This window comes from Lysinibacillus sp. COL-1, assembly GCF_059814265.1.
The window spans coordinates 341,781-364,367 of the sequence record NZ_JCAWSJ010000002.1 but is presented as its reverse complement, the minus strand read 5'-3'; the positions used below and the strand labels follow the sequence as shown (position 1 = coordinate 364,367).

The 22,587-nt window shown below is 37.0% G+C and carries 24 protein-coding genes and 1 pseudogene; 21 read left to right on the top strand and 4 right to left on the bottom strand.

What is annotated here, in order from left to right; genetic code table 11:
- The first annotated feature begins 65 nt into the window (after positions 1 to 65).
- The 4 genes from AC6BKE_RS02330 (at position 66) to AC6BKE_RS02315 (ending at position 3,463) form a co-directional block, all read left to right on the top strand.
- Positions 66 to 938, top strand: coding sequence for a mechanosensitive ion channel family protein (locus AC6BKE_RS02330; protein ID WP_036119525.1), 873 nt, complete (start codon positions 66 to 68; stop codon positions 936 to 938).
- Positions 938 to 1,138, top strand: coding sequence for a DUF951 domain-containing protein (locus AC6BKE_RS02325; RefSeq protein ID WP_036119522.1), 201 nt, complete (start codon positions 938 to 940; stop codon positions 1,136 to 1,138). Before AC6BKE_RS02330 ends, AC6BKE_RS02325 begins: the two co-directional genes overlap by 1 nt.
- Positions 1,139 to 1,237: 99 nt before the next feature.
- A complete protein-coding gene (ychF, locus tag AC6BKE_RS02320) occupies positions 1,238 to 2,338 on the top strand; it encodes a redox-regulated ATPase YchF (protein WP_499855760.1) in 1,101 nt (366 codons plus the stop codon).
- Positions 2,339 to 2,422: 84 nt separating this feature from the next.
- Positions 2,423 to 3,463 carry an acyl-CoA dehydrogenase family protein gene (locus AC6BKE_RS02315; protein WP_340809634.1) on the top strand — a complete coding sequence of 347 codons (1,041 nt, stop codon included), beginning with the start codon at positions 2,423 to 2,425 and terminating at the stop codon, positions 3,461 to 3,463.
- Between the two features lie 55 nt (positions 3,464 to 3,518).
- On the opposite strand, the gene AC6BKE_RS02310 is transcribed toward AC6BKE_RS02315, so the two are convergent.
- The gene (locus tag AC6BKE_RS02310) at positions 3,519 to 4,094 is read right to left on the bottom strand and encodes a DUF3267 domain-containing protein (protein WP_499855758.1); all 576 of its coding nucleotides are present in this window, start codon (positions 4,092 to 4,094) and stop codon (positions 3,519 to 3,521) included.
- Between the two features lie 166 nt (positions 4,095 to 4,260).
- Between AC6BKE_RS02310 and rpsF the strand changes: the two genes are divergently transcribed.
- The 5 genes from rpsF (at position 4,261) to AC6BKE_RS02285 (ending at position 5,792) form a co-directional block, all read left to right on the top strand.
- A complete protein-coding gene (gene rpsF, locus AC6BKE_RS02305) occupies positions 4,261 to 4,548 on the top strand; it encodes a 30S ribosomal protein S6 (protein ID WP_036119511.1) in 288 nt (95 codons plus the stop codon).
- A gap of 43 nt (positions 4,549 to 4,591) precedes the next feature.
- Positions 4,592 to 5,164, top strand: coding sequence for a single-stranded DNA-binding protein (gene ssb, locus AC6BKE_RS02300; protein WP_058844074.1), 573 nt, complete (start codon positions 4,592 to 4,594; stop codon positions 5,162 to 5,164).
- 39 nt (positions 5,165 to 5,203) lie between these two features.
- Positions 5,204 to 5,440: a 30S ribosomal protein S18 gene (rpsR, locus tag AC6BKE_RS02295; protein ID WP_004233359.1), complete on the top strand. Its 237-nt coding sequence runs from the start codon at positions 5,204 to 5,206 to the stop codon at positions 5,438 to 5,440.
- Between the two features lie 92 nt (positions 5,441 to 5,532).
- The gene (locus AC6BKE_RS02290; RefSeq protein ID WP_446721450.1) at positions 5,533 to 5,661 is read left to right on the top strand and encodes a site-specific integrase; all 129 of its coding nucleotides are present in this window, start codon (positions 5,533 to 5,535) and stop codon (positions 5,659 to 5,661) included.
- Complete coding sequence (locus AC6BKE_RS02285; protein ID WP_340809633.1) at positions 5,658 to 5,792, top strand: hypothetical protein; 135 nt, start codon at positions 5,658 to 5,660, stop codon at positions 5,790 to 5,792. Before AC6BKE_RS02290 ends, AC6BKE_RS02285 begins: the two co-directional genes overlap by 4 nt.
- Before the next feature lie 222 nt (positions 5,793 to 6,014).
- Here AC6BKE_RS02285 and AC6BKE_RS02280 read toward each other — a convergent pair whose 3' ends face one another.
- Together AC6BKE_RS02280 and AC6BKE_RS02275 are read right to left on the bottom strand one after the other, a co-directional pair.
- Positions 6,015 to 6,212, bottom strand: a complete 198-nt coding sequence (locus tag AC6BKE_RS02280; protein WP_036119346.1) for a hypothetical protein — start codon at positions 6,210 to 6,212, stop codon at positions 6,015 to 6,017.
- Between the two features lie 9 nt (positions 6,213 to 6,221).
- Entirely contained in the window at positions 6,222 to 6,920 is a 699-nt protein-coding gene (locus AC6BKE_RS02275; RefSeq protein WP_499855755.1) for a hypothetical protein, read from the bottom strand.
- Between the two features lie 367 nt (positions 6,921 to 7,287).
- Between AC6BKE_RS02275 and AC6BKE_RS02270 the strand changes: the two are divergent.
- The 6 genes and pseudogenes from AC6BKE_RS02270 to AC6BKE_RS02245 form a co-directional block, all read left to right on the top strand.
- Positions 7,288 to 7,392: pseudogene (locus AC6BKE_RS02270) on the top strand (30S ribosomal protein S18); the annotation flags it as partial.
- A gap of 419 nt (positions 7,393 to 7,811) precedes the next feature.
- A complete protein-coding gene (locus tag AC6BKE_RS02265) occupies positions 7,812 to 8,753 on the top strand; it encodes a YybS family protein (protein WP_271911969.1) in 942 nt (313 codons plus the stop codon).
- Between the two features lie 13 nt (positions 8,754 to 8,766).
- Positions 8,767 to 10,737: a DHH family phosphoesterase gene (locus tag AC6BKE_RS02260; protein WP_036119352.1), complete on the top strand. Its 1,971-nt coding sequence runs from the start codon at positions 8,767 to 8,769 to the stop codon at positions 10,735 to 10,737.
- Positions 10,737 to 11,183, top strand: a complete 447-nt coding sequence (gene rplI, locus AC6BKE_RS02255) for a 50S ribosomal protein L9 (protein WP_342535220.1) — start codon at positions 10,737 to 10,739, stop codon at positions 11,181 to 11,183. The genes AC6BKE_RS02260 and rplI overlap by 1 nt, the downstream gene beginning before the upstream one ends.
- A gap of 13 nt (positions 11,184 to 11,196) precedes the next feature.
- On the top strand, positions 11,197 to 12,558 hold the full coding sequence (dnaB, locus tag AC6BKE_RS02250) for a replicative DNA helicase (protein WP_036119357.1): 1,362 nt from the start codon (positions 11,197 to 11,199) through the stop codon (positions 12,556 to 12,558).
- 236 nt (positions 12,559 to 12,794) lie between these two features.
- Positions 12,795 to 14,084: an adenylosuccinate synthase gene (locus AC6BKE_RS02245; protein WP_036119360.1), complete on the top strand. Its 1,290-nt coding sequence runs from the start codon at positions 12,795 to 12,797 to the stop codon at positions 14,082 to 14,084.
- Positions 14,085 to 14,133: 49 nt separating this feature from the next.
- Here AC6BKE_RS02245 and AC6BKE_RS02240 read toward each other — a convergent pair whose 3' ends face one another.
- A complete protein-coding gene (locus AC6BKE_RS02240; RefSeq protein ID WP_423791722.1) occupies positions 14,134 to 14,973 on the bottom strand; it encodes a YitT family protein in 840 nt (279 codons plus the stop codon).
- Between the two features lie 427 nt (positions 14,974 to 15,400).
- On the opposite strand from AC6BKE_RS02240, the gene AC6BKE_RS02235 reads away from it, so the two are divergent.
- The 6 genes from AC6BKE_RS02235 to AC6BKE_RS02210 all read left to right on the top strand — a co-directional run bounded on the left by AC6BKE_RS02235 (position 15,401) and on the right by AC6BKE_RS02210 (position 22,581).
- Positions 15,401 to 16,864: a peptidoglycan DD-metalloendopeptidase family protein gene (locus AC6BKE_RS02235; RefSeq protein ID WP_499855751.1), complete on the top strand. Its 1,464-nt coding sequence runs from the start codon at positions 15,401 to 15,403 to the stop codon at positions 16,862 to 16,864.
- A 214-nt stretch (positions 16,865 to 17,078) separates the two neighbouring features.
- Positions 17,079 to 17,792, top strand: a complete 714-nt coding sequence (gene yycF / locus AC6BKE_RS02230) for a response regulator YycF (protein ID WP_036077923.1) — start codon at positions 17,079 to 17,081, stop codon at positions 17,790 to 17,792.
- 5 nt (positions 17,793 to 17,797) lie between these two features.
- Entirely contained in the window at positions 17,798 to 19,663 is a 1,866-nt protein-coding gene (gene walK, locus AC6BKE_RS02225; RefSeq protein ID WP_058844079.1) for a cell wall metabolism sensor histidine kinase WalK, read from the top strand.
- Positions 19,660 to 20,985, top strand: coding sequence for a YycH family regulatory protein (locus tag AC6BKE_RS02220; RefSeq protein WP_499855748.1), 1,326 nt, complete (start codon positions 19,660 to 19,662; stop codon positions 20,983 to 20,985). Before walK ends, AC6BKE_RS02220 begins: the two co-directional genes overlap by 4 nt.
- Positions 20,972 to 21,793 (top strand): two-component system regulatory protein YycI, encoded by an 822-nt coding sequence (locus AC6BKE_RS02215; RefSeq protein WP_036119375.1) that lies wholly within the window; start codon positions 20,972 to 20,974, stop codon positions 21,791 to 21,793. The genes AC6BKE_RS02220 and AC6BKE_RS02215 overlap by 14 nt, the downstream gene beginning before the upstream one ends.
- On the top strand, positions 21,793 to 22,581 hold the full coding sequence (locus tag AC6BKE_RS02210) for an MBL fold metallo-hydrolase (protein WP_499855747.1): 789 nt from the start codon (positions 21,793 to 21,795) through the stop codon (positions 22,579 to 22,581). Before AC6BKE_RS02215 ends, AC6BKE_RS02210 begins: the two co-directional genes overlap by 1 nt.
- Positions 22,582 to 22,587: the final 6 nt, after the last annotated feature.

The following is a 22,587-nucleotide window of genomic DNA, read 5'->3' as shown; positions in this document are numbered from 1 at the left end:
TAGAAGTGCTCAATTTTTATGCAGTATACGCAAATTTTTAGCAAGTTATTCAAGAGGTGGTAATTATGGAAGAGAATAAAAAATTAATGGAGAGATACTGGGATAAGCTCACATCTGAGGACCTTTGGGAATCGGTTATTAATGCATCTTTAGAGATATTGCTCATTTTATTAGCATCATGGATTGCAGTAAGATTAGGTAAAAAATTTATTAAAAAAGTGTTTTTAATACGAATGCGTTCCCCATTAAACCACTCAGAGCGACGCCAACGAACAATTGCAAGATTATTACAAAGTGTGATTTCCTATGTTGTTTATTTCTCTGCAATTATTGGGATTCTTTCTTCCTTAGAAATAAAGGTAGCAGGTTTATTGGCTGGTGCAGGGATTGTTGGTTTAGCAATTGGTTTTGGCGCTCAAAGCTTAGTGAAGGATGTTATTACTGGATTCTTTATTATCTTTGAAGATCAGTTTGGTGTAGGGGATTATATAAAAATTAACGCAGCAGAAGGTACGGTTGTAGAAATTGGTTTACGTACAACGAAAATTAATGGTGCTACAGGTGAGCAATTCATCATTCCGAATGGTGCAATTGGTGAGGTCGTCAATTATTCTGTTAACAACTCCAAAATTTTTATAGATTTACAAATGGCTACTGAGGCTGATTTTGAAAAAGCAGAGGCAATAATTAATAAGTATTTAGAAACATTACCAAAAATGCATAAGGAGCTAATAGCGACGCCAGTATTTTTAGGTGTGCAAAATGTTAAAGGGACAGAGGTAACGATACGAATAGCTGCTGAAACATTACCGCAGCAGCAATATGGAGTAGCACGTAGTATTCGCCGTGACGTTACCAAACTTTTTGAAGAAAATAATATACCAATGGCCTATCCAAAAATGATGTTCTATGGGAAAGAAGAAGGGAGAAGTGAATAATGGAAGCGAAAAAATTTGGTTTAAATGATATTGTTGAAATGAAAAAACAACATCCATGTGGTACCAATAAATGGAAAATCATTCGTATGGGGGCAGACGTACGTATCAAATGCGAAGGATGTCAGCATAGTGTAATGATTCCACGCCGCGACTTTGAGAAAAAAATGAAAAAGGTTTTAATTTCTGCTAATGAGGCGTAACATCAGGCATATTAGACTTTTTATGAGTGAATCAATATAATAGATAAGGTTATATGAGAGAAAAAATTTGAACTGAGTATAGAAAGGTTGTGTCCATTCATGGCATTAACAGCTGGAATCGTTGGTTTACCTAACGTTGGAAAATCAACATTATTTAACGCAATTACAAAAGCGGGCGCATTGGCTGCAAACTATCCATTCGCAACGATTGATCCAAACGTTGGTATCGTTGAAGTACCTGATGCACGTTTAGATAAATTAACAGAATTAGTTGTACCGAAAAAAACTGTACCAACTGCATTTGAGTTCACAGATATCGCAGGAATTGTAAAAGGTGCTTCCAAAGGTGAAGGATTAGGGAATAAATTCCTTGCTCATATTCGTGAAGTAGATGCAATTTGTCAGGTTGTACGTTGTTTTGTAGACGAAAACATTACGCACGTATCTGGTGCAGTAGACCCAATTGATGATATAGAGGTTATTAATCTGGAGCTTGCACTTGCTGACTTAGAATCTGTAGATAAACGTTTACAACGTGTTAGCAAAATGGTAAAACAAAAAGATAAAGAGGCTATGGTGGAAGAGCCAGTTCTTCTAAAAATTAAAGAGCAATTAGAAAACGGTAAACCGGCACGTGCGGCTGAGCTTTCTGATGATGAACTAAAGATAATTAAAGGTCTTCATTTACTAACAATTAAACCAATGCTATATGTAGCAAACGTTTCAGAAGATGAAGTAGCAGATGCTGACAATAATGAGTATGTGAAAAAAGTACGTGAGTATGCTTCAGCAGAAGGTGCTCAAGTTATTACAATTTGTGCAAAAATCGAAGAAGAAATTTCTGAGCTTGATGATGAAGAAAAAGCTATGTTCTTAGAAGAACTTGGAATTAAAGAATCAGGCTTAGATCAGTTAATCCGTACTTCTTATGATTTATTAGGATTAGCTACTTACTTCACTGCAGGCGTACAAGAGGTACGTGCATGGACATTCCGTAAAGGGATGAAGGCGCCACAATGTGCAGGTATCATCCATACGGATTTTGAACGTGGCTTTATTCGGGCAGAAACAGTTGCTTATGCTGATCTATTAGAGGCAGGTTCTCAAGCAGCAGCGAAGGAAGCTGGTAAAGTACGTCTTGAAGGTAAAGAATATGAAGTACAAGATGGCGATATTATGCTGTTCCGCTTTAATGTATAAAAACTGACAAGGGCAATCGAAAATGGTTGCCCTTTTTCGATTGTATCATTATCAGAATTTTTAACGTATGGAGGCGACTAACGCATGAATGCTTTGCAAATTAAGGAACGTGGTTTAGAGTTTGAGCAACTGGGGATGCTACCACAGGACGTCTTAGATTTTATTTATGAGCAACAATTATTTAAATTGTTCACGTCAAAAGAATTAGGTGGTAAGGATTTAGATTTAGTAGAGGGTGTAAAAGTATTTCAGCAAATGTCTGCACTCGATGGTAATGTCGGCTGGCTAATTACTATTGGTACAGGTGGAAATGCATTTATCCCAACATTCAGCCAGGATATTTGTGAGAAAATCTATATGCCTAAAGAAGCAGTCATAGCAGGCAGTGGTTATCCAACGGGAATAGCTGTAAAAACAGATGGAGGCTACTACATAACGGGGCAGTGGAAGTATTGTAGTGGCTCTAACTATGCGTCAACATTTACAATGAACTGCTATATTGAAGAAAATGGTGTCAAAACAGAAAAAATTATTAGCTGCTCAGTGAACCCGCAAGATGTTGAAATTTTGAACGATTGGTGTGCCATGGGCTTGAAGGCAACAGCAAGTCATACAATCCGTGTGAACAATGTTTGGGTACCACAGGAAGCTACTTTTCAATTAGGTACAATCAGAAATAATTATGGCGATTCAGTACATAGCTTTCCATTTACCACTTTTGCGGAAGCTTCCTTTTTAAGTGTTTGTCTTGGGATAACAGAGAATTTTTTAGAAGAAGCAACCGTTTTAATGAAGCAACGAAATCATGATAGAAGCTGGGCTGAGCATATTGGATCCCTTCAGTTTTTATTAATGCAACAGCAGAAACGTTACAAGCAATACGAGGAACAATTCTATACAACATTATCTAAATATTGGGAATTACATCAACGTGGTGATCAATTATCCGAAGAGGACTTATCACAATTTACACAAATGAGTAAGGATATTGCTGCAGCTTGCCTAGAGATAGCGAATAATTTAATACGCAGTCTTGGTATGGATGCTATTACAGAAACATCCACTATTAATCGTATTTGGAGAAATTTATACACAGCGGCCCAGCACGGATTTTTAACGCCTTAAATTAGAATCTGTAGCTAGTCATTTCTACGCTACAGATTCTTTGAATGATGAAGTGTTACTTTAGTGAGCTATCCTTTTCCAGTGGTAGATAGACATAAAGTTTCGGCAATTTGGGATCATCCCGTATCAAAGCATCTCTTGGATATTTTCGTAATTCTTTATACATGGAAAAATCACCTACTGCTCCTGCTATTAAAAAAGCCCCAATCAGGATCAAAACCGTACTATTGAGATAAAACCCAACAATGGTTGGAAGGATGCCGGTTGTCCAGAATGGCAGTAATAGAGCCTTTTTCATAGCATGATTGAAAAGAGGCTGTTCAGTCGTCGCGTAGGCAATGCCAAGCTCTAAATTGATGCCGTATTTTAAAGCCTTAAAGGGCACTTTGCCAAAAAACATAAAGCCAATTAAATGAAAAACCTCATGTAGTATAATAAAAATAATATACAACGCCACGAACAGTGCTGTGCCACTAACCATGTTCCAAACAGAAAAATGAAAATCTTTAAAGCAAATATATTGAATAGCTGTAAATAATATGACAAGACCACTAGTGATCACAAAATTGTCGATCATTAATTTCTTTAAATCTAATTCGATAACAATAGGCTCTTTATTATTAGTTAGCATGAAGGCGCTCCTTTCAAATATACTGTCATTATATAATGAATTATTAGTTTGTGACTTGAAAGAAATGTATCTATATGTTACAATTCATTGATGTGAGTAATAATTAATTACTTGCTCCTTGCTCCCTTCAATAGGAGAGCCTAAGTCCATAAGGAGGTGTAAACAGATGAGAAAATACGAATTAATGTACATCGTACGTCCGAACATTGAAGACGAAGCGAAGAAAGCTTTAGTTGAACGTTTCAACGAAATCTTAACTTCTAACGGTGCAGAAGTCATCGAATCAAAAGAGTGGGGCAAACGCCGCTTAGCTTATGAAATTAAAGACTTCCGCGAAGGTTACTACCAAATCGTAAAAGTAAACGCTTCTTCAGATGCAATCAACGAATATACACGTCTTGCTAACATCAGCGAAGACATCATTCGCCACATTGCAGTTCGCCAAGAAGCTTAATAATTAATTTTTAACAAAACGCTGAAAAGGAGGTTGCATTCTGATGATAAACCGTGTCGTATTAGTCGGAAGACTAACAAAAGATCCTGAGCTACGTTATACACCAAATGGAATTGCGTCTACAAGATTTACAGTTGCTGTAAACCGTGCATTCTCAAATCAACAAGGTGAACGCGAAGCTGATTTCATTAGCTGTGTTGCATGGCGAAAACAGGCTGAAAACCTAGCGAACTTCATGCGAAAAGGAAGTTTAATTGGGGTAGAGGGCCGTATTCAAACAGGCAGTTATGAAGGACAAGACGGTAAGCGAGTATACACAACAGATGTCGTGGCAGATAGCGTACAGTTTTTAGAACCCCGTAATGGTAGCGGTGCACCTGCTCCTCAATACGGTGGTGGACAAACTTACGGTAATAACCAACCGTCATATGGCGGTGGTCAACCACAACAACAGTTTGGTGGCGGCGCAATGCCAGGACAGGGTTCCTATGGCGGCGATGCTTATCAGCAAAATCAACCACCTATGAATCAGCCGAATTATACACGTGTAGATGAGGACCCATTTGCGAATAGCAAAGGGCCAATAGAAGTATCTGAGGATGATCTTCCATTTTAATGCTTCTAAAATTATAATAAGATAAGGAGGAGACATACTATGGCACCACGTCGCGGAGGCCGCAAACGCCGTAAAGTTTGCTACTTCACTTCAAACAATATTACGCACATCGACTACAAAGATGTAGATTTATTAAAAAAATTCATCTCTGAGCGCGGTAAAATTTTACCACGTCGCGTAACTGGCACAAGTGCAAAGTACCAACGTAAATTAACTTCAGCTATTAAAGTATCTCGTATCATGGGATTACTTCCATTCGTAGCAGAAGACAAATAATATTAAAAAAGTACAACATTGGTTATTGAACCTTTGTTGTACTTTTTTTATGTACTTAATTTCAAATATATGTAAAAATATTATAGCAATAGCTGCGGATTATTGTAGAGGTCTTAGATTTTATAAATATTTTAGAACAAAAAGGATTATCATCAAATACTGTAAAAAGTTATTTAGAAGATTTAAAGGTTTTTTATTTATGGCTAAATAGGAGAGTTTGAAATTCTATGAAGTAAAGCCAGCAGATATACCGAACTTCATTGAGTTTATAGATAATCGTCAAGCTAGTAAAAAGGTTTCTCCTGCAACATTAAATCGTTACTTAGCAACAACTAGTTCCTTTTATAGTTAAAACAATAAAAGTGTGAGTTAATCTGAATATGTATCTCGTATAGTATTACCAAACCGTTTTATAAACTGAAATTAGAAGGAACAAGTCAGAATTTATTTTCGAACGCTTAGACAAAATAAAACTGTATTCTTTTACCTCTTGTTTAAAATCATCCTCAGTAAAAAAGAGTAGTCAAAGTTGACTACTCCTTAATACCACGGCTTTATTCATTTAATAAATATATTACTCTCTTTTTGCATCTAATCGCCGACGAAATACTAAAGCCGAGACAGCGAAAATAACGAAAGCTAATGTTGAAGCAGCCGTAACCATCTGTAACACAATTCCTATTGGAGATTTGAACAACAAGGCGACCGAGATGATTAAAACGGCACCAGTTAAACCCATTCCTAAAATCGAGATTGCCAAAACCTTATTCATCTAATCACCTCACAGGTAGTTGAAACAAGCTACCGCTCCAGCAATACCCCCTGCACCAATAACAGCATATGCTCCAATACATGCAGCACAGATTGGAGCAGTTACTGGTGTCGGTGCTGCACACGAACCGCCACACGCAACCGCAATAATATAAGCCACCGTACCACCGACACCAAGTACTGCTCCAAGACAACTTGCCACTGCTCCTATACCCATCGGTTGAATCATAGATGGCTCTTCTGCAAGTAATTCTTCATCCGTCATATAAGCAATCCCAGCATCCTGAGATTTAACAAGTGTTCCATTCAAATACGTCGAAATCTGGAAATTTCCTAGCTCATTCTGGGTAACCAGCATTTCATTTGTCTGCAATACATTATGATCCTCATCTAAGAATACCGTTATATTACTAGGAAGGCTATAATCCCCATGCAAAGGAACTGTAACCGCCGTAACTCCACCACCAACAGTGTACACACTCGAACCTTCCAAATCAAATGCAGACACAGGAGCTACATTCTCAACTTTCCCCTTCTCGACTGCACGGAGCGTTGTATTAACCAGTTCCTTAGCAAGTTTGCCGGTAACTACAACAATACTCGGAGCATCCTCAGCTTGCACAGAAACATCTTTAGCTGGAGACAAACCTAAACAAAAAACAGTAAAGATCATTAATACTGGCAAATACATTTTTTTTGCCATCGACATAATAAAACCTCCCATTTTTAGTATTTTGTTACAAATTATTAATTCTACACCAAATCTAAATTTCCTTCTTTTTGGTAATTAATATATTTATCTGCAACAAAAAAGTAGACATTATTTTTTTGAGTTGATAACTCGTGCAATTAACACTTAACAGCCCTTGAGATTGCATCAAATACAGGATAGCTCTGCCTAATTCTGTATCTAACATGATTCTATCCCTCAAGGGCTTTTGTGTTTAAAATACAAAGAAGAAAGGAGGGATTGGTCTAGAATAATAAAACTCAGATTATACATGTTTTTTTGTTTGATAGTGTTATCAATTGAATACACAAGGATTACATACTGTATGGTAAGAAGGAGACATACTATGGCACCACGTCACGGAGGCCGCAAAGTTTGCTACTGCACTTCAAACAATATTACGCACATCGACTATAAAGATGTGGATTTATTAAAAAAATCCATCTCTGAGTGAGGTAAAATTTTACCACGTCGCGTAACTGGCACTAGCGCTAAGATTAACTTCAGCTATCAAAGTATCTCGTATCATGGATTCGTAGCAGAAGGTAAATAAGATTGATGACGTTAAGGTAACGGACCTTACATCAACTTAAAAACCAGCATATTACGATATTCGAATCAGTATATGCTGGTTTTTTGTTATAGGTAAAAGTCATTTTTTCAAGCCTAATATACGTTTTCTCTTCATGGACCGTTGAATTTGCACCAGTAATGTACCAAAATATTTTATAAGCAAGCGCAGTAATACTAAACAAGAATGATAAAATTAATGGCAATGCATATAGTGATCTAAGTGATTTTTGTTCAATACTATGAAAAAATGGTACAATAAAGGGTAGTAAGTTTGACTGAAAAAAAGGAAGGTTTTCAATGCCGAATAATCAAACAAAAGCGCTTGTACAAGGCTCAATGATGGTTGCACTTTTTACAATATTAATGCTGATTTCTGCATATGTACCATTCATCTTTATAGTAGCTTTATTATTCGCTCCTCTACCGATTGCTTGGTATAGTGCAAATTACAAGCGTTCCTCATCAATACTCGTTGCAATAGTAGGCTGTATCCTAACCACTATCACGAGTGGAATAACCATGCTACCGTTTGCCTTTATTTTAGGGCTATTAGGTGTCATTATGGGTAATGCAATTTATCTGAAGAAAAGTAAGCTCTATTTATTTATGTCAACAGGGATTGCTAATCTAATCTCCATGGCAATGGTTTATCTTGCCTATGTAAAACTTGCAGGAATTGACTTCATTAGCATGAGTTTAGAAATGGTTCGTAAAAATTATGAACAATCTAATGAATTTGCAAAAAGTGTAACGGGGCAAGTAGCTTTACAACCAGAACAGCTTGAGGCGATGCTTAAAACAATCGAGCTGACGATGCCTGCAACGATAACAATATCAGCATTTTTTGCTGCATTTATTATCATCACGTTAAATTTACCAGCTTTAAAACGACTAGGAGTAGATGTACCGAAGTTTGCTCCGTTCCAAAATATGAGATTACCACGCTCTATTTTATGGTATTACATGATTGTTTTATGCATTAATCTGTTTATGCGTCCAGAGGCTGGTTCCACGTTAGATATAATTGTATTAAATGTTTCTTATATTTTATGGATTTTACTCATTCTACAAGGGATATCTTTTATCCATTATTTCATTTCTAAAAAGGGCATGCCAACGGGAGTAAAATGGGTAGCTACCGTATTAGCTATTCCGTTATCATCCTTCATGATTTTACTTGGTATTGTTGATTTAGGTTTTGACGTACGTGCACTTGTAAAGGGGAAAACTAAAGAATAAGGGGCTGATTGTAATGGGGACTTTTAGAAAACGACCAATTCGCTATCCGCTTTTTGTTCTTTCCATATTTGGAATTGTGACGTTCGTGCTTCTATGTATTTGGAATATCGGGATAGGTATCGGTTATGGGGTAGGTTTTATTTTATTAATGGCCTACACATGGAAGGTAGAAAAGATTGCTTTTGAAGAAACTGAAAAGCATATTGAATCCATTTCCTTCCGAATGAAAAAAGTAGGCGAAGAGGCATTGCTTGAAATGCCTATCGGGATATTGCTCGTTAACGAGCAATATGAAATCGAATGGTCGAATCCATATATGCAAGGTATCTTAAATATGGAATCATTAGTGGGAGAAGGTATTGTCGATATATCTGACGACATCTATGTATTAATGAAGACCGAGGAAACAAACGAGGCTACGATTACACTAAGTGATCGGAAATATCGTGTGTATTATAAAAAAGAGGAACGATTACTATACTTCTTTGATATAACAGAACAGATTGCCATTGAAAAGCAATACTATGCAGATCGTACAGTTATTGCTATCTTATTTGTCGACAATTATGATGAAATCACACAAGCTATGGACGACCAACCACGAAGTTTAACAAATACGATGGTTACGTCAATTGTCAATGAATGGGCTGCTGAGCATGGTGTATTTGTCAAACGAATATCATCAGATCGTTTTTTAGCGGTACTAAACGAATCTATTTTAACAGAGCTTGAAAAGAAAAAATTTGCTATTTTAGATACTATTCGAGAAAAAACAGCTCAGAAAAATTTATCATTAACATTAAGTATTGGTGTAGGGGCTGGATCATCATCACTAGTAGAGCTTGGTGAATTGGCACAATCGAGTCTAGATCTTGTATTAGGACGTGGCGGTGACCAAGTGGCGATCAAACAACCTACTGGAAAGCTTAAATTTTACGGTGGGAAAACGAATCCAGTTGAAAAGCGTACACGAGTTAGAGCTCGCGTCATTTCACACGCATTGCGTGATTTAATTCAAGACAGTGACCAAGTGTTTGTTATGGGACATAAAAATCCTGATATGGATTCCATAGGTGCATCTGTCGGTGTACGAAAAATGGCTCAGATGAATGATGTAAAAGGCTATGTCATTATAAACTTTGATGAATTAAATGGTAGTGTGACACGACTCATGAATGAAATTGAGAGTAAATCCGATTTCTATGAAAATTTCCTAACACCTGAGGAAGCTGCTGGGAAAATGACAGAAAAATCATTGCTCGTGATCGTGGATACTCATAAACCGAATTTAGTCATCGATGAACACTTATTGAAGCTAGCTGAAAAGGTTGTCGTAATCGACCACCATCGTCGAAGTGAGGACTTTATAGAAAATCCTACACTTGTTTATATGGAACCATATGCATCATCGACGGCTGAGTTAGTGACAGAGTTACTAGAATATCAGCCGAAGCGTGCAAAGATCAATATGCTAGAGGCTACTGCGTTACTGGCAGGCATTATTGTCGATACCAAAAGCTTTACACTTCGAACAGGAGCACGTACATTTGAAGCGGCTTCTTATTTACGAACGAATGGTGCTGATACAATATTGGTGCAGCGTCTTTTAAAAGAAGATGTGGACACCTATATTGAGCGCTCCAAAATTGTGCAAACCGTGCAATTTGTAAAACCTGGAGTAGCTATTGCTGTAGGAGAGGAATCGAAAGTGTATGACTCTGTTTTAATTGCACAAACAGCAGATATTTTACTAACCATGAAGGATGTTAGTGCATCCTTTGTCATTGCACATCGAGCAGATGGAAAAATTGGTATAAGTGCACGATCTCTAGGGGAGGTCAATGTACAGCTCATCATGGAAAGGCTTGGCGGCGGTGGACATTTAACGAATGCTGCCTGTCAAATAGAGGCTAAATCCATTGATGGTGTGAAAAAACATTTAGAAGAGGCCATAAATGAGGTCTTTGAAGGGAGTTCTGACTAATGAAAGTAGTATTTTTAAAAGACGTTAAAGGAAAAGGAAAAAAAGGTGAAATTAAAAATGTAGCTGATGGCTATGCACAAAATTTCCTGATTAAAAATGGCTATGCTGCTGAAGCAAATGCTCAAGCACTGAGTCAATTAGATGGACAAAAAAAATTAGAAGCTAAAAATGCAGCAGCTGAATTAGCTGAAGCACAAGCATTAAAAGAGAAATTAGAAGCGTTAACAGTTGAGGTAAAAGCAAAATCAGGTGAAGGTGGCCGCTTATTCGGCTCAGTATCAACAAAGCAAATTGCTGATTCATTACAAAAAGTACATGGCATTAAAATTGATAAACGTAAAATGACTTTACCTGATGGCATTCGTGCTCTTGGCTTTACAAATGTTCCTGTAAAATTGCACCATGAAGTATCAGCAACGTTAAAAGTACATGTAACGGAAGAATAAGGAGCGACGATCCATGAGTGAACCGATGATGGACCGCGTTCCACCGCATAACCGGGAGGCGGAGCAATCGGTTATCGGTGCAATATTTCTTGAACCACAGGCGTTAATAACAGCATCAGAAATTTTATTGGTGGATGATTTTTATTTAAATGCCCATAAGAAAATTTTCGAAACGATGCTACGCTTGAGTGATCAAGGAAAAGCGATAGATGTTGTAACAGTTACAGAAGAGTTATCAGCTAAAAAGGAGATTGAAGATGTTGGCGGGCTATCTTATTTACTAGAGCTCGCCAATGCTGTCCCTACAGCTGCTAATGTCGCACATTACGCCAAAATCGTTGAGGAAAAGGCGCTATTACGTCGATTGATTCGTGTAGCTACGAAAATCGTTGAGGACGGCTACACACGTGAGGACGAGGTAGAGGCATTATTAGGCGAAGCAGAGAAGAAAATGATGGAGGTTGCCAATCGAAAGAATGCTGGTGACTTTAAGCATGTTAAAGATGTGCTAGTGGAAACATTCGATAATATTGAGAAACTTCAATCACAAAAGGGAGATGTAACGGGTATACCGACAGGCTTCCGTGATTTAGACAATATTACGGCGGGCTTCCAGCGCAATGATTTAATTATTGTAGCAGCACGTCCTTCTGTAGGGAAAACGGCCTTTGCGTTGAATGTGGCGCAAAGTGTCGCCGTACAAGCGCGTGAGAATGTGGCAATATTTTCTTTAGAGATGGGTGCAGAGCAACTTGTCATGCGTATGCTTTGCGCAGAAGGCAATATTGATGCACAAGTTTTACGTACAGGTGCTTTAACTACGGATGATTGGGGTAAACTAACTATGGCAATGGGTAGTTTATCGAATTCAGGAATTTTTATTGATGATACACCAGGTGTACGAATCAATGAAATTCGTGCGAAATGTCGACGTTTAGCACAGGAAAATGGACTCGGAATGATCTTAATCGATTATTTACAGTTAATTCAAGGTAGTGGCAAACCGGGAGAAAACCGTCAGCAAGAAGTATCGGAGATTTCACGTTCCTTAAAGGGACTAGCCCGTGAATTAAAGGTTCCTGTTATTGCACTATCACAGCTATCTCGTGGGGTTGAGCAGCGACAGGATAAACGACCAATGATGAGTGACTTACGTGAATCGGGAAGTATTGAGCAAGATGCTGATATTGTTGCCTTTTTATATCGTGATGACTATTACGATAAAGAATCTGAGAGTAAAAATATGATCGAAATTATTATTGCAAAACAGCGTAATGGTCCAACAGGAACCGTTACACTGGCCTTTAAAAAGGAATTCAATAAGTTCATTAATGTGGATTGGTCTCAAATGCCACCACCACCGCCACGTGATTAGTCGTTATTCAGATAAGTTGCCTCTTAAGTAATGCAATATTACCCATAGATTAAATTAATCTGAATGTTCGATAATATTCATATCATTCTGTTATTAAACACGAACGTTGAATCAGATTTTTTGATTTTATGTTCGTGTTTTTTCACTGTTTTTTATTGACGGGGCGTTTCTATCATTGTTACAATGATTGAGGCTTGAAAATTGAGATACAAAGGTATCTAACGGAGGTGCTGATTATGACATCAGTAGTAGTTGTAGGAACACAGTGGGGAGACGAAGGGAAAGGTAAAATTACAGATTTCCTTTCGCAAAAAGCCGATGCAATCGCTCGCTTTGCAGGTGGAGATAATGCAGGACATACCATTAAAATTGATGGTGAAACATACAAACTACATTTAATTCCATCAGGGATCTTCTATAAAGAAAAAACTTCAGTAATTGGTAATGGATTAGTTGTCAATCCAAAGTCATTAGTAACAGAGCTTAAAGGTTTACAGGAGCGCGGCATTAATACAGATAATCTACGTATTTCTAATCGTGCACATGTTATTTTGCCTTATCATATTAAGCAAGATATTGCAGATGAAGAAAGTCGTGGCGATAATAAAATCGGCACAACTTGTAAAGGGATTGGACCTTGCTATCAAGATAAAGTAGCGCGTATTGGAATCCGTATGGCTGATTTACTTGATAAGGAAATCTTTGAAGAAAAACTACGTCATAATTTAGCCATTAAAAATAAATTATTTGAGAAATTCTATGAAGTTGAAGGCGTAACATTCGAAGAAATTTTCGAGGAATACTATGGCTATGGACAAGAAATCGCAAAATATGTCGCAGATACATCTAAAATCTTAAATGATGTCCTTGATGAAGGCGGCAAAGTGTTGTTTGAAGGTGCACAAGGAATTTTACTTGATGTCGATCAAGGTACGTATCCATATGTAACATCTTCAAATCCAGTTGCAGGTGGTGTAGCGATTGGAGCAGGTGTTGGTCCATCACGTGTGACAAGTGTTATTGGCGTATCGAAGGCCTATACATCTCGTGTAGGAGATGGTCCTTTCCCAACAGAATTATTTGATGAAGTGGGTCAACAAATTCGTGAGGTTGGTCGCGAATATGGTACAACAACAGGTCGTCCACGTCGTGTAGGTTGGTTCGATACAGTCGTTGTTCGTCATTCACGTCGTGTAAGTGGAATTACACATCTTGCACTTAACTCTATTGACGTTTTATCTGGTTTAGAAACAGTAAAAATCTGTACAGCATATAACTATAAAGGTGAAACAATTACGGAGTATCCAGCAAATCTTCATATTATTGAACAATGTGAGCCGATCTATGAAGAGCTTCCAGGCTGGTCAGAGGATGTAACGAGCTGCCGCACTTTAGAAGAGCTACCTGAAAACGCACGACGCTATGTAGAGCGCATCAGTGAGTTAACTGGCATTCAAATTGCTACTTTCTCAGTGGGACCTGCTCGTGAGCAAACAAATGTTTTAGTGGATGTTTGGGAAGCCTAATAAAGTAAAATAAATTGAAATGGGCGTGCCATATGAGGTACGCCCATTTTTAGTGAATATCCCTTTTCTTAAAGCGACCGCCTTTTACCTCGGCGATATTACCGATGGCTAAAAATGCATTGTCATCAATTTCTGCAACAATTGATTTTAACTTCGCTTCTTCTAAACGAGTAATAACGGTAAAGATAACTTTCTTATCGTTCCCCGTATAAGCCCCCTCCCCATGAAGGAAGGTAACACCACGACCAAGTCGATCCATAATCGTTTGTCCAATTTCATCAATTTCATCACTTATGATATAAACCGATTTTGATTCTTCTAATCCTTGAATAACAATATCAATCATTTTATAGGCAATATAGTATGCAATGATGGAGTACATGGCCTGCTCCCAATTAAAAACAAAACCTGCCACTGCAAAAATAATGACGTTGAAGATCATAATGATTTCCCCGACTGAAAACGGTGTCTTGCTATTAAATAAGATGGCTAATATTTCAGTTCCATCCAATGAACCACCATAACGAATGACAATACCGACACCAACGCCTAAAATCATTCCACCAAAAACTGTAGCCAATAGTGTGTCTTCCGTAAATGGATGTATGTTATGTAAGGCAAGTGTTGCTAACGAGAGTACAGTAATACCGAGCCCTGTAGAAATAGCAAAGGTTTTCCCAATTTGTTTATAGCCTAAAAAAATAAAAGGTAAGTTTAAAATGAAGATGAAAATACCAAGGGGTAAATTTAATAAATGAGATGTGATAATGGAAACGCCTACGATGCCTCCATCCATGATGTGGTTAGGTACTAAAAATAGCTCCAAGCCCAATGCCATTATTATTGCACCTAGCGGAACCATAATAATCCTAAGAAAAATTTTACGCATATTATTTTTCTGCATTCTCAACATTTTTGTTGAGATCTCAGAGGTTTGTGAATCACTCAATTTAATCGCTCCAATCAAATAATGTATTTTCTTTTATAGTTTATCGGAATATTAAAAAAGTAAAAAGTATTAAGTCGAAATTCACTTGAAAAAATTTAGAGATTAATATACCAATGGCTCAATATAGTTTATTTTATCCTTCTATAGGCAGGTGTTTTTTATAACCTAATATATGAATAAAAATACAGTCATTACTAACTATATAAAATTTATTCTATGTAACAATTAGTAGATAAATAATACATTTACATTACAAAAGGGTGAAATCATTCAAACGCCATTTTCTTTATGGTAAATTATAAGGGTGCAAAAAATCCTTGTGGGTAAATCATCCTACTATAGGGTAAAGTTGGAAGGGGCTTTATTGATGAATTCGTTTTGGAAAAGAAAAGAAGAAAACAATAGATTCACCTACAATTTTTCTTCTTTTAAAAAGGCTTCAATCGTTGCAGTTTTAATGACCAGCCTAACGATTAATATGGGTTTTGCTAAGGAATATAATAAAGAAAACTTAAATAAAATTTTCCACGTTTATGTGGGTAATGAATATATTGGTGCAGTATCTGATGAGAAAGCTATTCAAGAAATCATTGCCTCAAAGGAAAAAGTAGCGAGTCAGCAATTCAAAGGATTATCGATTGATGCTAGTTCAGCTGTTAAAATAATCCCAGAGCAAGTATTTGCGAATGAAACAAAAGATGCGGAAACGTTATCCAAACTTGAGCAATCTTTAGTAGCAAAATCCGATGCTTTTACATTATTAGTTGATCATAAACCAGTTGTATCATTAGAGAATACAAAGGCTTATGAAAAGACTGTCCAATTGTTAAAGCTACAATATGTTTCTCAGCAAGAATTAGATAAACTTGCTGAAACCCAGCAAGCTATTAACAATTTACCTGAATTACAAAATGGTGAATCTCGTCTATTAGATATTTCGTTTAAACAGGGAGTTTCGGGATTGTCGCAAAAAGTTACACCGACTGAAATTGTATCGCCTGAGCAAGCGGTAAAATATTTAATGACAGGCTATCTTGAGCAAGAGACATATAACATTCAATCAGGTGATGTGTTAGGGTCGGTTGCTAAAAAACACAATTTAACAACAAGCGAACTATTAGCATTGAATCCTGACATTACAGTGGATACAGTTTTACAAATTGGACAAGCACTAAATGTTACAGTGGCAAAACCGTTTGTAACACTTGAAGTGAAAAAAGAAAAGAAAGTTGCAGATGAAATTCCATTTAAAAAAGTGGTCAAAGAAGACCCTACAATGTATAAAGGCGAAAAAGTAATTAAACAAGAAGGCGCTAATGGAAAAAAAGAAACAACCTATGCATTAACGTCTGAAAATGGAGCACAAACTTCAAAAGTTGCATTAGCAGAAAAAGTTATTCAACAACCAGTAGATCAAATTGAAGTAGTTGGTACAAAGGTAATTTCTTCACGAGGAACTGGTGAATTTGCATGGCCAGCAGTAGGAGGCTATATTTCAAGTGGCATGGGTGAACGTTGGGGAGCCTTCCATCGAGGTATTGATATCGCTCGTCCAAGTAACTACAATATTTTAGCTGCTGATAATGGCGTAGTTGTTGCAGCTGGTACTTCAGGCAGCTATGGTAATCGCATTGTTATCAATCACAATAATGGCTATACGACACTTTATGGGCACCTATCTTCAATTAATGTTGAAGTGGGCCAAGTAGTGGAAAAGGGTTCTGTAATTGGAATAATGGGTTCTACTGGAAATTCGACAGGTACACATTTACACTTTGAAGTTGAAAAGAACGGTTCATTAGAGAATCCGTTATCTTATGTAGGTCGATAAACATGTGGAATAGAAGGCAGTCCAAATGGTGGGCTGTCTTTTTTCAATTATTTCCCGAGAAATAATTGTTGGAATATATCATTTTCTGTCACTGTATAAGATGGATTGAATATCGATTAATGCATAGAACTCGAAAGCATGATAGAGTTAAGAGTAGTGAATTTACAAATACACATTGTTTAAGAATAGATAAAAAGCGAAAGGGAGAGAATGAATGAACAAAACCATTTTAGTTGTTGACGATGAAAAACCAATCGCAGATATTTTGCAATTTAATTTGATAAAAGAAGGCTATAAAGTTATTTGTGCTTATGATGGTGATGAGGCATTAAAAAAAGTAGAGGAAGAGCAACCAGATTTAATGCTTTTAGATATCATGCTACCAAAGCGCGATGGAATGGAAGTGTGTAGAGAAGTACGTAAAAAATACGATTTCCCTATTATTATGCTAACTGCTAAGGGCTCTGAGATTGATAAAGTATTAGGATTAGAGATGGGCGCAGATGATTATGTCACAAAGCCATTTAGTACACGAGAGCTGATTGCACGTGTGAAGGCTAATATGCGCCGTCTACAAGTTGTTGCTCCTGCAGCAGAAGAGGCTGAGGAAGAGTCTAATGAGATTGTTGTGGGATCTCTTGTTATCCAACCAGATGCTTATTTAGTAATGAAGCGTGATGAAGCAATTGAACTGACACATCGTGAATTTGAATTACTTCATTATTTAGGAAAACATATTGGTCAGGTCATGACACGAGAGCACTTACTACAAACAGTATGGGGCTATGATTACTTTGGTGATGTACGAACAGTTGACGTAACAATTCGTCGTTTACGGGAAAAAATTGAGGATAATCCTAGTCATCCCGCTTGGATCGTCACACGACGTGGTGTAGGTTATTATTTACGAAATCCTGAACAGGAGTAATAGGAATGCAGAAAGTGAGCTTCTTTAAATCCATTCATGTCAAACTAGTGCTGATTTATATTTTATTAATATTGCTTGCCTTACAAATTATCGGTATCTATTTCGCTCGTGAATTAGAACGAAATTTGAAGAGCAACTTCCAAGATTCCATTTTTCAGCGTGTCGACTTGATGCAATATAGTATTCGTGAAGAAATATTAAAGGAACGCGATGAAAGCATGCCTAAATTAGAAGAAAGTCTAAAATCCATTGTGATGGAGTTTTCTACTGGTTTAAAGGATGTTTCGAATGGAGATATTTTAGAAATTCGTGTTATTGATGATAGACAAAGAATTCTTGCCACATCGGAGCTTGAAAATCAAAATTTAATCGGACAACGTTCTAATACGGATCTAGTGCGTCGAGCCATATCTGCTGAAACACTCTTTGACATCATTAAACTAGACAATAAAACGAGAAATCGAGTGTGGGTATTAGCGAATCCGATTAGAGCTGGTGCAGGACCAGACGATGAAATTATCGGTGTTCTCTATATTGAAGCTAATATTGAATCCGTTTTTGAACAAATGAATGACATTAACCGAATTTTCCTTGGTGGTACGGCTATGTCCTTAGTTATTACCATCTTCTTAGGTATTCTTGTTGCACGAACGATTACACAGCCAATTGCTGATATGCGAAAGCAGGCTCAGGCGATGGCAAAGGGGAACTATTCTCGGAAAGTACGAGTATACGGTACGGATGAAATAGGACAGCTAGCCATTACCTTTAATCATTTAACCAACCGTTTACAAGAAGCACAATCGACAACAGAAGCCGAACGTCGAAAGCTAGATTCGGTTCTGACTAATATGACAGATGGCGTTATCGCGACCGATCGCAAAGGACGTATAATTCTGATTAATGACCCTGCACTAGAATTACTGCATATTTCAAGAGATATTACATTAGGACGTCCTATCGCCTCTGTATTGGGAATTGATCAGGAATATGGCTTTGAAGACTTAATTCATATGAATGATGCGATCAATTTAAACTTTAGTACAGCCGATGCACCCTATATACTTCGTGCTAATTTCTCTGTTATTCAAAAAGAGACTGGTTTTATTAACGGTTTAATTACTGTACTGCACGATATAACAGAGCAGGAAAAGATTGAAATGGATCGTCGAGAATTTGTATCGAATGTATCACATGAGTTAAGAACGCCGTTAACAACGATGAATAGTTATTTAGAGGCACTAGCAGATGGGGCATGGAAAGATGAAAATATTGCTCCGACATTTTTAAATGTGACACAAACTGAAACAGAGCGAATGATTCGTCTAGTGAATGATTTATTACAATTATCAAGAATGGATAGTTCGGATTATGAGTTGAATAAAGATATTGTGTTATTCAATTCATTCTTTAACCGTATTATCGACCGATTTGAAATGTCTAAATCGGATAAAGTCCAGTTTGAACGATTATTCCCTGAAACATCATTCTATGTAGAAATTGATACGGATAAGGTGACACAAGTCATCGATAATATCATTTCGAATGCCATTAAGTATTCACCAGATGGCGGTAATATTCGCTTTGGCTTTACTGGACAAGAAGACATGCTGAAGGTCATGATTTCTGATGATGGCATGGGTATTCCTAAAGAAAATGTAGGGCGTATTTTCGATCGTTTCTATCGTGTGGATCGTGCACGTGCTCGTTCTATGGGAGGAACAGGCTTAGGATTAGCTATTGCGCGGGAAATGATTGAAGCTCACGGTGGGAAGATTTGGGCTGAAAGTGAGGAAGGACACGGTACAACGATTTTCTTCACATTACCATATGATGCAGATGAATTTGGTGAGGCAGGTGAGTGGGAATGAAATATATAGAGCCAGTTAAATCTGTTGTATTATTTCTATTTGTCATGCTAAGTGTGGTCTTAACTTTTTTGATTTGGACCTACACACCTGATTATAAATTTATTGAAAAAACAACAGGAGAGGAAATTCTCATTAAGCCACAAAAGGATATGGAGGATATTATTCGTCCGTATAAGGCTATTTTCCGTTCCGATGAAGAATTTACAGGTACAGTATCTAATGCTGCAATGAAAGATATGATGAAGACTTTTAAAGGCTGGAATATTCTTGACCTAGTACCTGTTAACAATAATCTATCTCCAAACTATGTGAATCAAATTATTAGTGCAGATAATCGGATGACCATCTTCTTTACTGGTGAAATTCCGTTTTCAGCCTTTAATACGATCTTTCAGTTTACGGACAAGGAATTACCCGAAACAACGTTCAATCGTATGATTATCGATTGGAGTAATTATAATAGCAAGGATCTAATGCTTTATTATATTAGCAGCAATAACCAATCATTATTCCGTTCACATGTCAGTGTGCCAAACGTAAATCAGTTTATCAAAGAAGTCATAGAGCCTGCGAAAAAATATGAAGCTTTTAAAGAAGTTGAGCGCGAAGGCCAGACATCTCTTTATGTAGCTAGTAATAAAATGGAATCTGTAAAATTTACGTACTATATTGAAGAAATCACACCAGAATTATTTAAAAATGTGTTATTCCCAGAACCAAATATTGTCCAGCGTAATGTTGAAAGTGCATCCTCTGAAAAATATACAGATGGTATGTCCTTAATGACATTAGACACAAATCTCAAATCATTAAACTATGTTTATCCAGCGGCAGAAAGCAGTATACGAATTGAGCCATCGAAGCTTCTTAAAGATAGCTTTGAATTTATCAATGAACATGGAGGATTTACAGCAGATTTTCGTTATGCTTCAACGAGCATCAATAAAAATCAAATGGATTATCAATTATACTTACAAGGTTTACCTGTCTATAGCAATCATGTCATTACTCGAATGACGACAATTTGGGGAGATAGCCGGATTTTCCATTATAAGCGTCCATACTTTTCATTAGATATGGATATTGAAGCAGAGAAGGAAATTAAAGAACTACCTTCTGGTACAGAGATTGCTGAGAGATTAAAAAATGCTAATAACATTGCCTTATCAGACATTGAGGAACTTGTATTGGGCTATTATTTAACGCAAAATCAAGAACTGAATATCTTTACATTTGAACCTTGTTGGTTTGTTATTCGTAATGGTACATGGATTAAACTGACGCCTGAAGTTTTAGGAGGTGTTAAAAATGGATTGGAATAGAACAAAATCTATTTTTATATTCGTTTTTTTAATTCTCAACATCTTCTTATATACACTTTATGTAAATCGCTATAATGAAGCAAAAGATATTGAAGTACCTGGTGAAAAAACGATCGAAGCTCGTTTAAAAGATGATAATATTACGTATGGCTCATTACCAAATAATATTGAATCGGCCTCTTATATTACAGCCCAAGTACATAAATTCACAAAGGCTGAATTTAAAGATACTAATCAACAGGTCACCCCTACGGATGACAATACAAAGGCTCGTGCTATTTTCATGAAGCCTGTTAAATTACGTAATGTGAATGATGATGCAAGCTTTACAGATTTTGTTCTAGCCAATGTCAATGAAGGAGCATCGTATGCTTTATGGAAAATAGATCGAGAAGAACGCGTCGCTGTTTTTTTCCAAAAGACGAATAATCGAATGTTCTATTATAATGGTTCATTAAAAATAAAATGGAATACAAATGACGAAGTAATAATGTATGAACAAACAATGATTGATAATATTGAAGAAATGGAGCAGCAGGAAACGGTTATTCCACCACTTCAAATTATTCAAACATTGTATGCAAAAGGACCGCTCAAGCCAGACTCGCGCATTACGCAAATGAAGTTAGGTTACTCCACGCTTGTTAAATTAACGCGTACACAGGTACTGGTGCCAACGTGGGAGGTTCAAGTGAAATTACCTGATGGAGGAAAAGAGGAGTACTTTGTCAATGCAGTAGAAGGTAAAGTCATTGAAATCCAGGAGGACAAGCAGGAGAGCGGAGAAGAAGACTGGGGAGTTGAATAATGCGATTTAGTGTTTTAGCAAGTGGCAGTACAGGAAATTCGATTTATGTAGAGAATGACGACCATGCTTTTATTGTCGATGCGGGACTTAGTGGGAAAAAGATGGAGCAGCTCTTTACAAAAATCGACCGTAATATGAAGCAGCTTAGTGGTATTTTTGTTACACATGAGCATAGTGATCATATTAAGGGAATTGGTGTACTGGCACGAAAATATAGTGTACCAATTTATGCAAACGCCAAAACATGGCAGGCAATGGATGGGCTAGTTGGTGATATTCCTATAGAACAGCGTTTTGAATTTGAAATGGATACAGTGAAGTATTTTGGTTCTTTAGCTGTTGAGTCCTTTGCTGTGTCACATGATGCAGCAGATCCAATGTTCTACACTTTCCATGAGAATGATCGCAAGCTGGTCATTATTACAGATACCGGTTATGTTAGTGATCGTATGAAAGGGATTATCCGTGGAGCAGATTCCTTTGTTTTTGAAAGTAATCATGATGTCAACATGCTTCAAATGGGACGTTACCCTTGGTCCATTAAACGTCGTATATTAAGTGATGTAGGACATGTGTCTAATGAGGATGCAGCTATCGCAATGAGTGAAGTTGTATTTGATAAGAAGACCAATATTTATCTTTCGCATTTAAGTAAAGATAATAATATGAAAGAGTTGGCACGCATGAGTGTCTCTCAAACTTTGCAATCTTGTGGCATCCTTGTCGGTGAGCATGTTCATCTCTTTGATACAGATGCAGAAGAACCAACAAAATTAGTCACGGTTTAATCATAA

Bases quoted from the DNA above. Each gene is read 5' to 3' on its own strand.
- dnaB (WP_036119357.1), top strand. From the start codon at position 11,197: ATGAGTGAACCGATGATGGACCGCGTTCCACCGCATAACCGGGAGGCG.
- ssb (WP_058844074.1), top strand. From the start codon at position 4,592: ATGATAAACCGTGTCGTATTAGTCGGAAGACTAACAAAAGATCCTGAG.
- yycF (WP_036077923.1), top strand. From the start codon at position 17,079: ATGAACAAAACCATTTTAGTTGTTGACGATGAAAAACCAATCGCAGAT.
- AC6BKE_RS02240 (WP_423791722.1), bottom strand. From the start codon at position 14,973: ATGCGTAAAATTTTTCTTAGGATTATTATGGTTCCGCTAGGTGCAATA.
- AC6BKE_RS02315 (WP_340809634.1), top strand. From the start codon at position 2,423: ATGAATGCTTTGCAAATTAAGGAACGTGGTTTAGAGTTTGAGCAACTG.
- rpsF (WP_036119511.1), top strand. From the start codon at position 4,261: ATGAGAAAATACGAATTAATGTACATCGTACGTCCGAACATTGAAGAC.
- AC6BKE_RS02325 (WP_036119522.1), top strand. From the start codon at position 938: ATGGAAGCGAAAAAATTTGGTTTAAATGATATTGTTGAAATGAAAAAA.
- rplI (WP_342535220.1), top strand. From the start codon at position 10,737: ATGAAAGTAGTATTTTTAAAAGACGTTAAAGGAAAAGGAAAAAAAGGT.
- AC6BKE_RS02310 (WP_499855758.1), bottom strand. From the start codon at position 4,094: ATGCTAACTAATAATAAAGAGCCTATTGTTATCGAATTAGATTTAAAG.
- AC6BKE_RS02275 (WP_499855755.1), bottom strand. From the start codon at position 6,920: ATGTCGATGGCAAAAAAAATGTATTTGCCAGTATTAATGATCTTTACT.
- AC6BKE_RS02265 (WP_271911969.1), top strand. From the start codon at position 7,812: ATGCCGAATAATCAAACAAAAGCGCTTGTACAAGGCTCAATGATGGTT.
- AC6BKE_RS02330 (WP_036119525.1), top strand. From the start codon at position 66: ATGGAAGAGAATAAAAAATTAATGGAGAGATACTGGGATAAGCTCACA.
- AC6BKE_RS02220 (WP_499855748.1), top strand. From the start codon at position 19,660: ATGAAATATATAGAGCCAGTTAAATCTGTTGTATTATTTCTATTTGTC.
- AC6BKE_RS02245 (WP_036119360.1), top strand. From the start codon at position 12,795: ATGACATCAGTAGTAGTTGTAGGAACACAGTGGGGAGACGAAGGGAAA.
- ychF (WP_499855760.1), top strand. From the start codon at position 1,238: ATGGCATTAACAGCTGGAATCGTTGGTTTACCTAACGTTGGAAAATCA.
- AC6BKE_RS02235 (WP_499855751.1), top strand. From the start codon at position 15,401: ATGAATTCGTTTTGGAAAAGAAAAGAAGAAAACAATAGATTCACCTAC.
- walK (WP_058844079.1), top strand. From the start codon at position 17,798: ATGCAGAAAGTGAGCTTCTTTAAATCCATTCATGTCAAACTAGTGCTG.
- AC6BKE_RS02260 (WP_036119352.1), top strand. From the start codon at position 8,767: ATGGGGACTTTTAGAAAACGACCAATTCGCTATCCGCTTTTTGTTCTT.
- AC6BKE_RS02280 (WP_036119346.1), bottom strand. From the start codon at position 6,212: ATGAATAAGGTTTTGGCAATCTCGATTTTAGGAATGGGTTTAACTGGT.
- AC6BKE_RS02215 (WP_036119375.1), top strand. From the start codon at position 20,972: ATGGATTGGAATAGAACAAAATCTATTTTTATATTCGTTTTTTTAATT.
- rpsR (WP_004233359.1), top strand. From the start codon at position 5,204: ATGGCACCACGTCGCGGAGGCCGCAAACGCCGTAAAGTTTGCTACTTC.
- AC6BKE_RS02210 (WP_499855747.1), top strand. From the start codon at position 21,793: ATGCGATTTAGTGTTTTAGCAAGTGGCAGTACAGGAAATTCGATTTAT.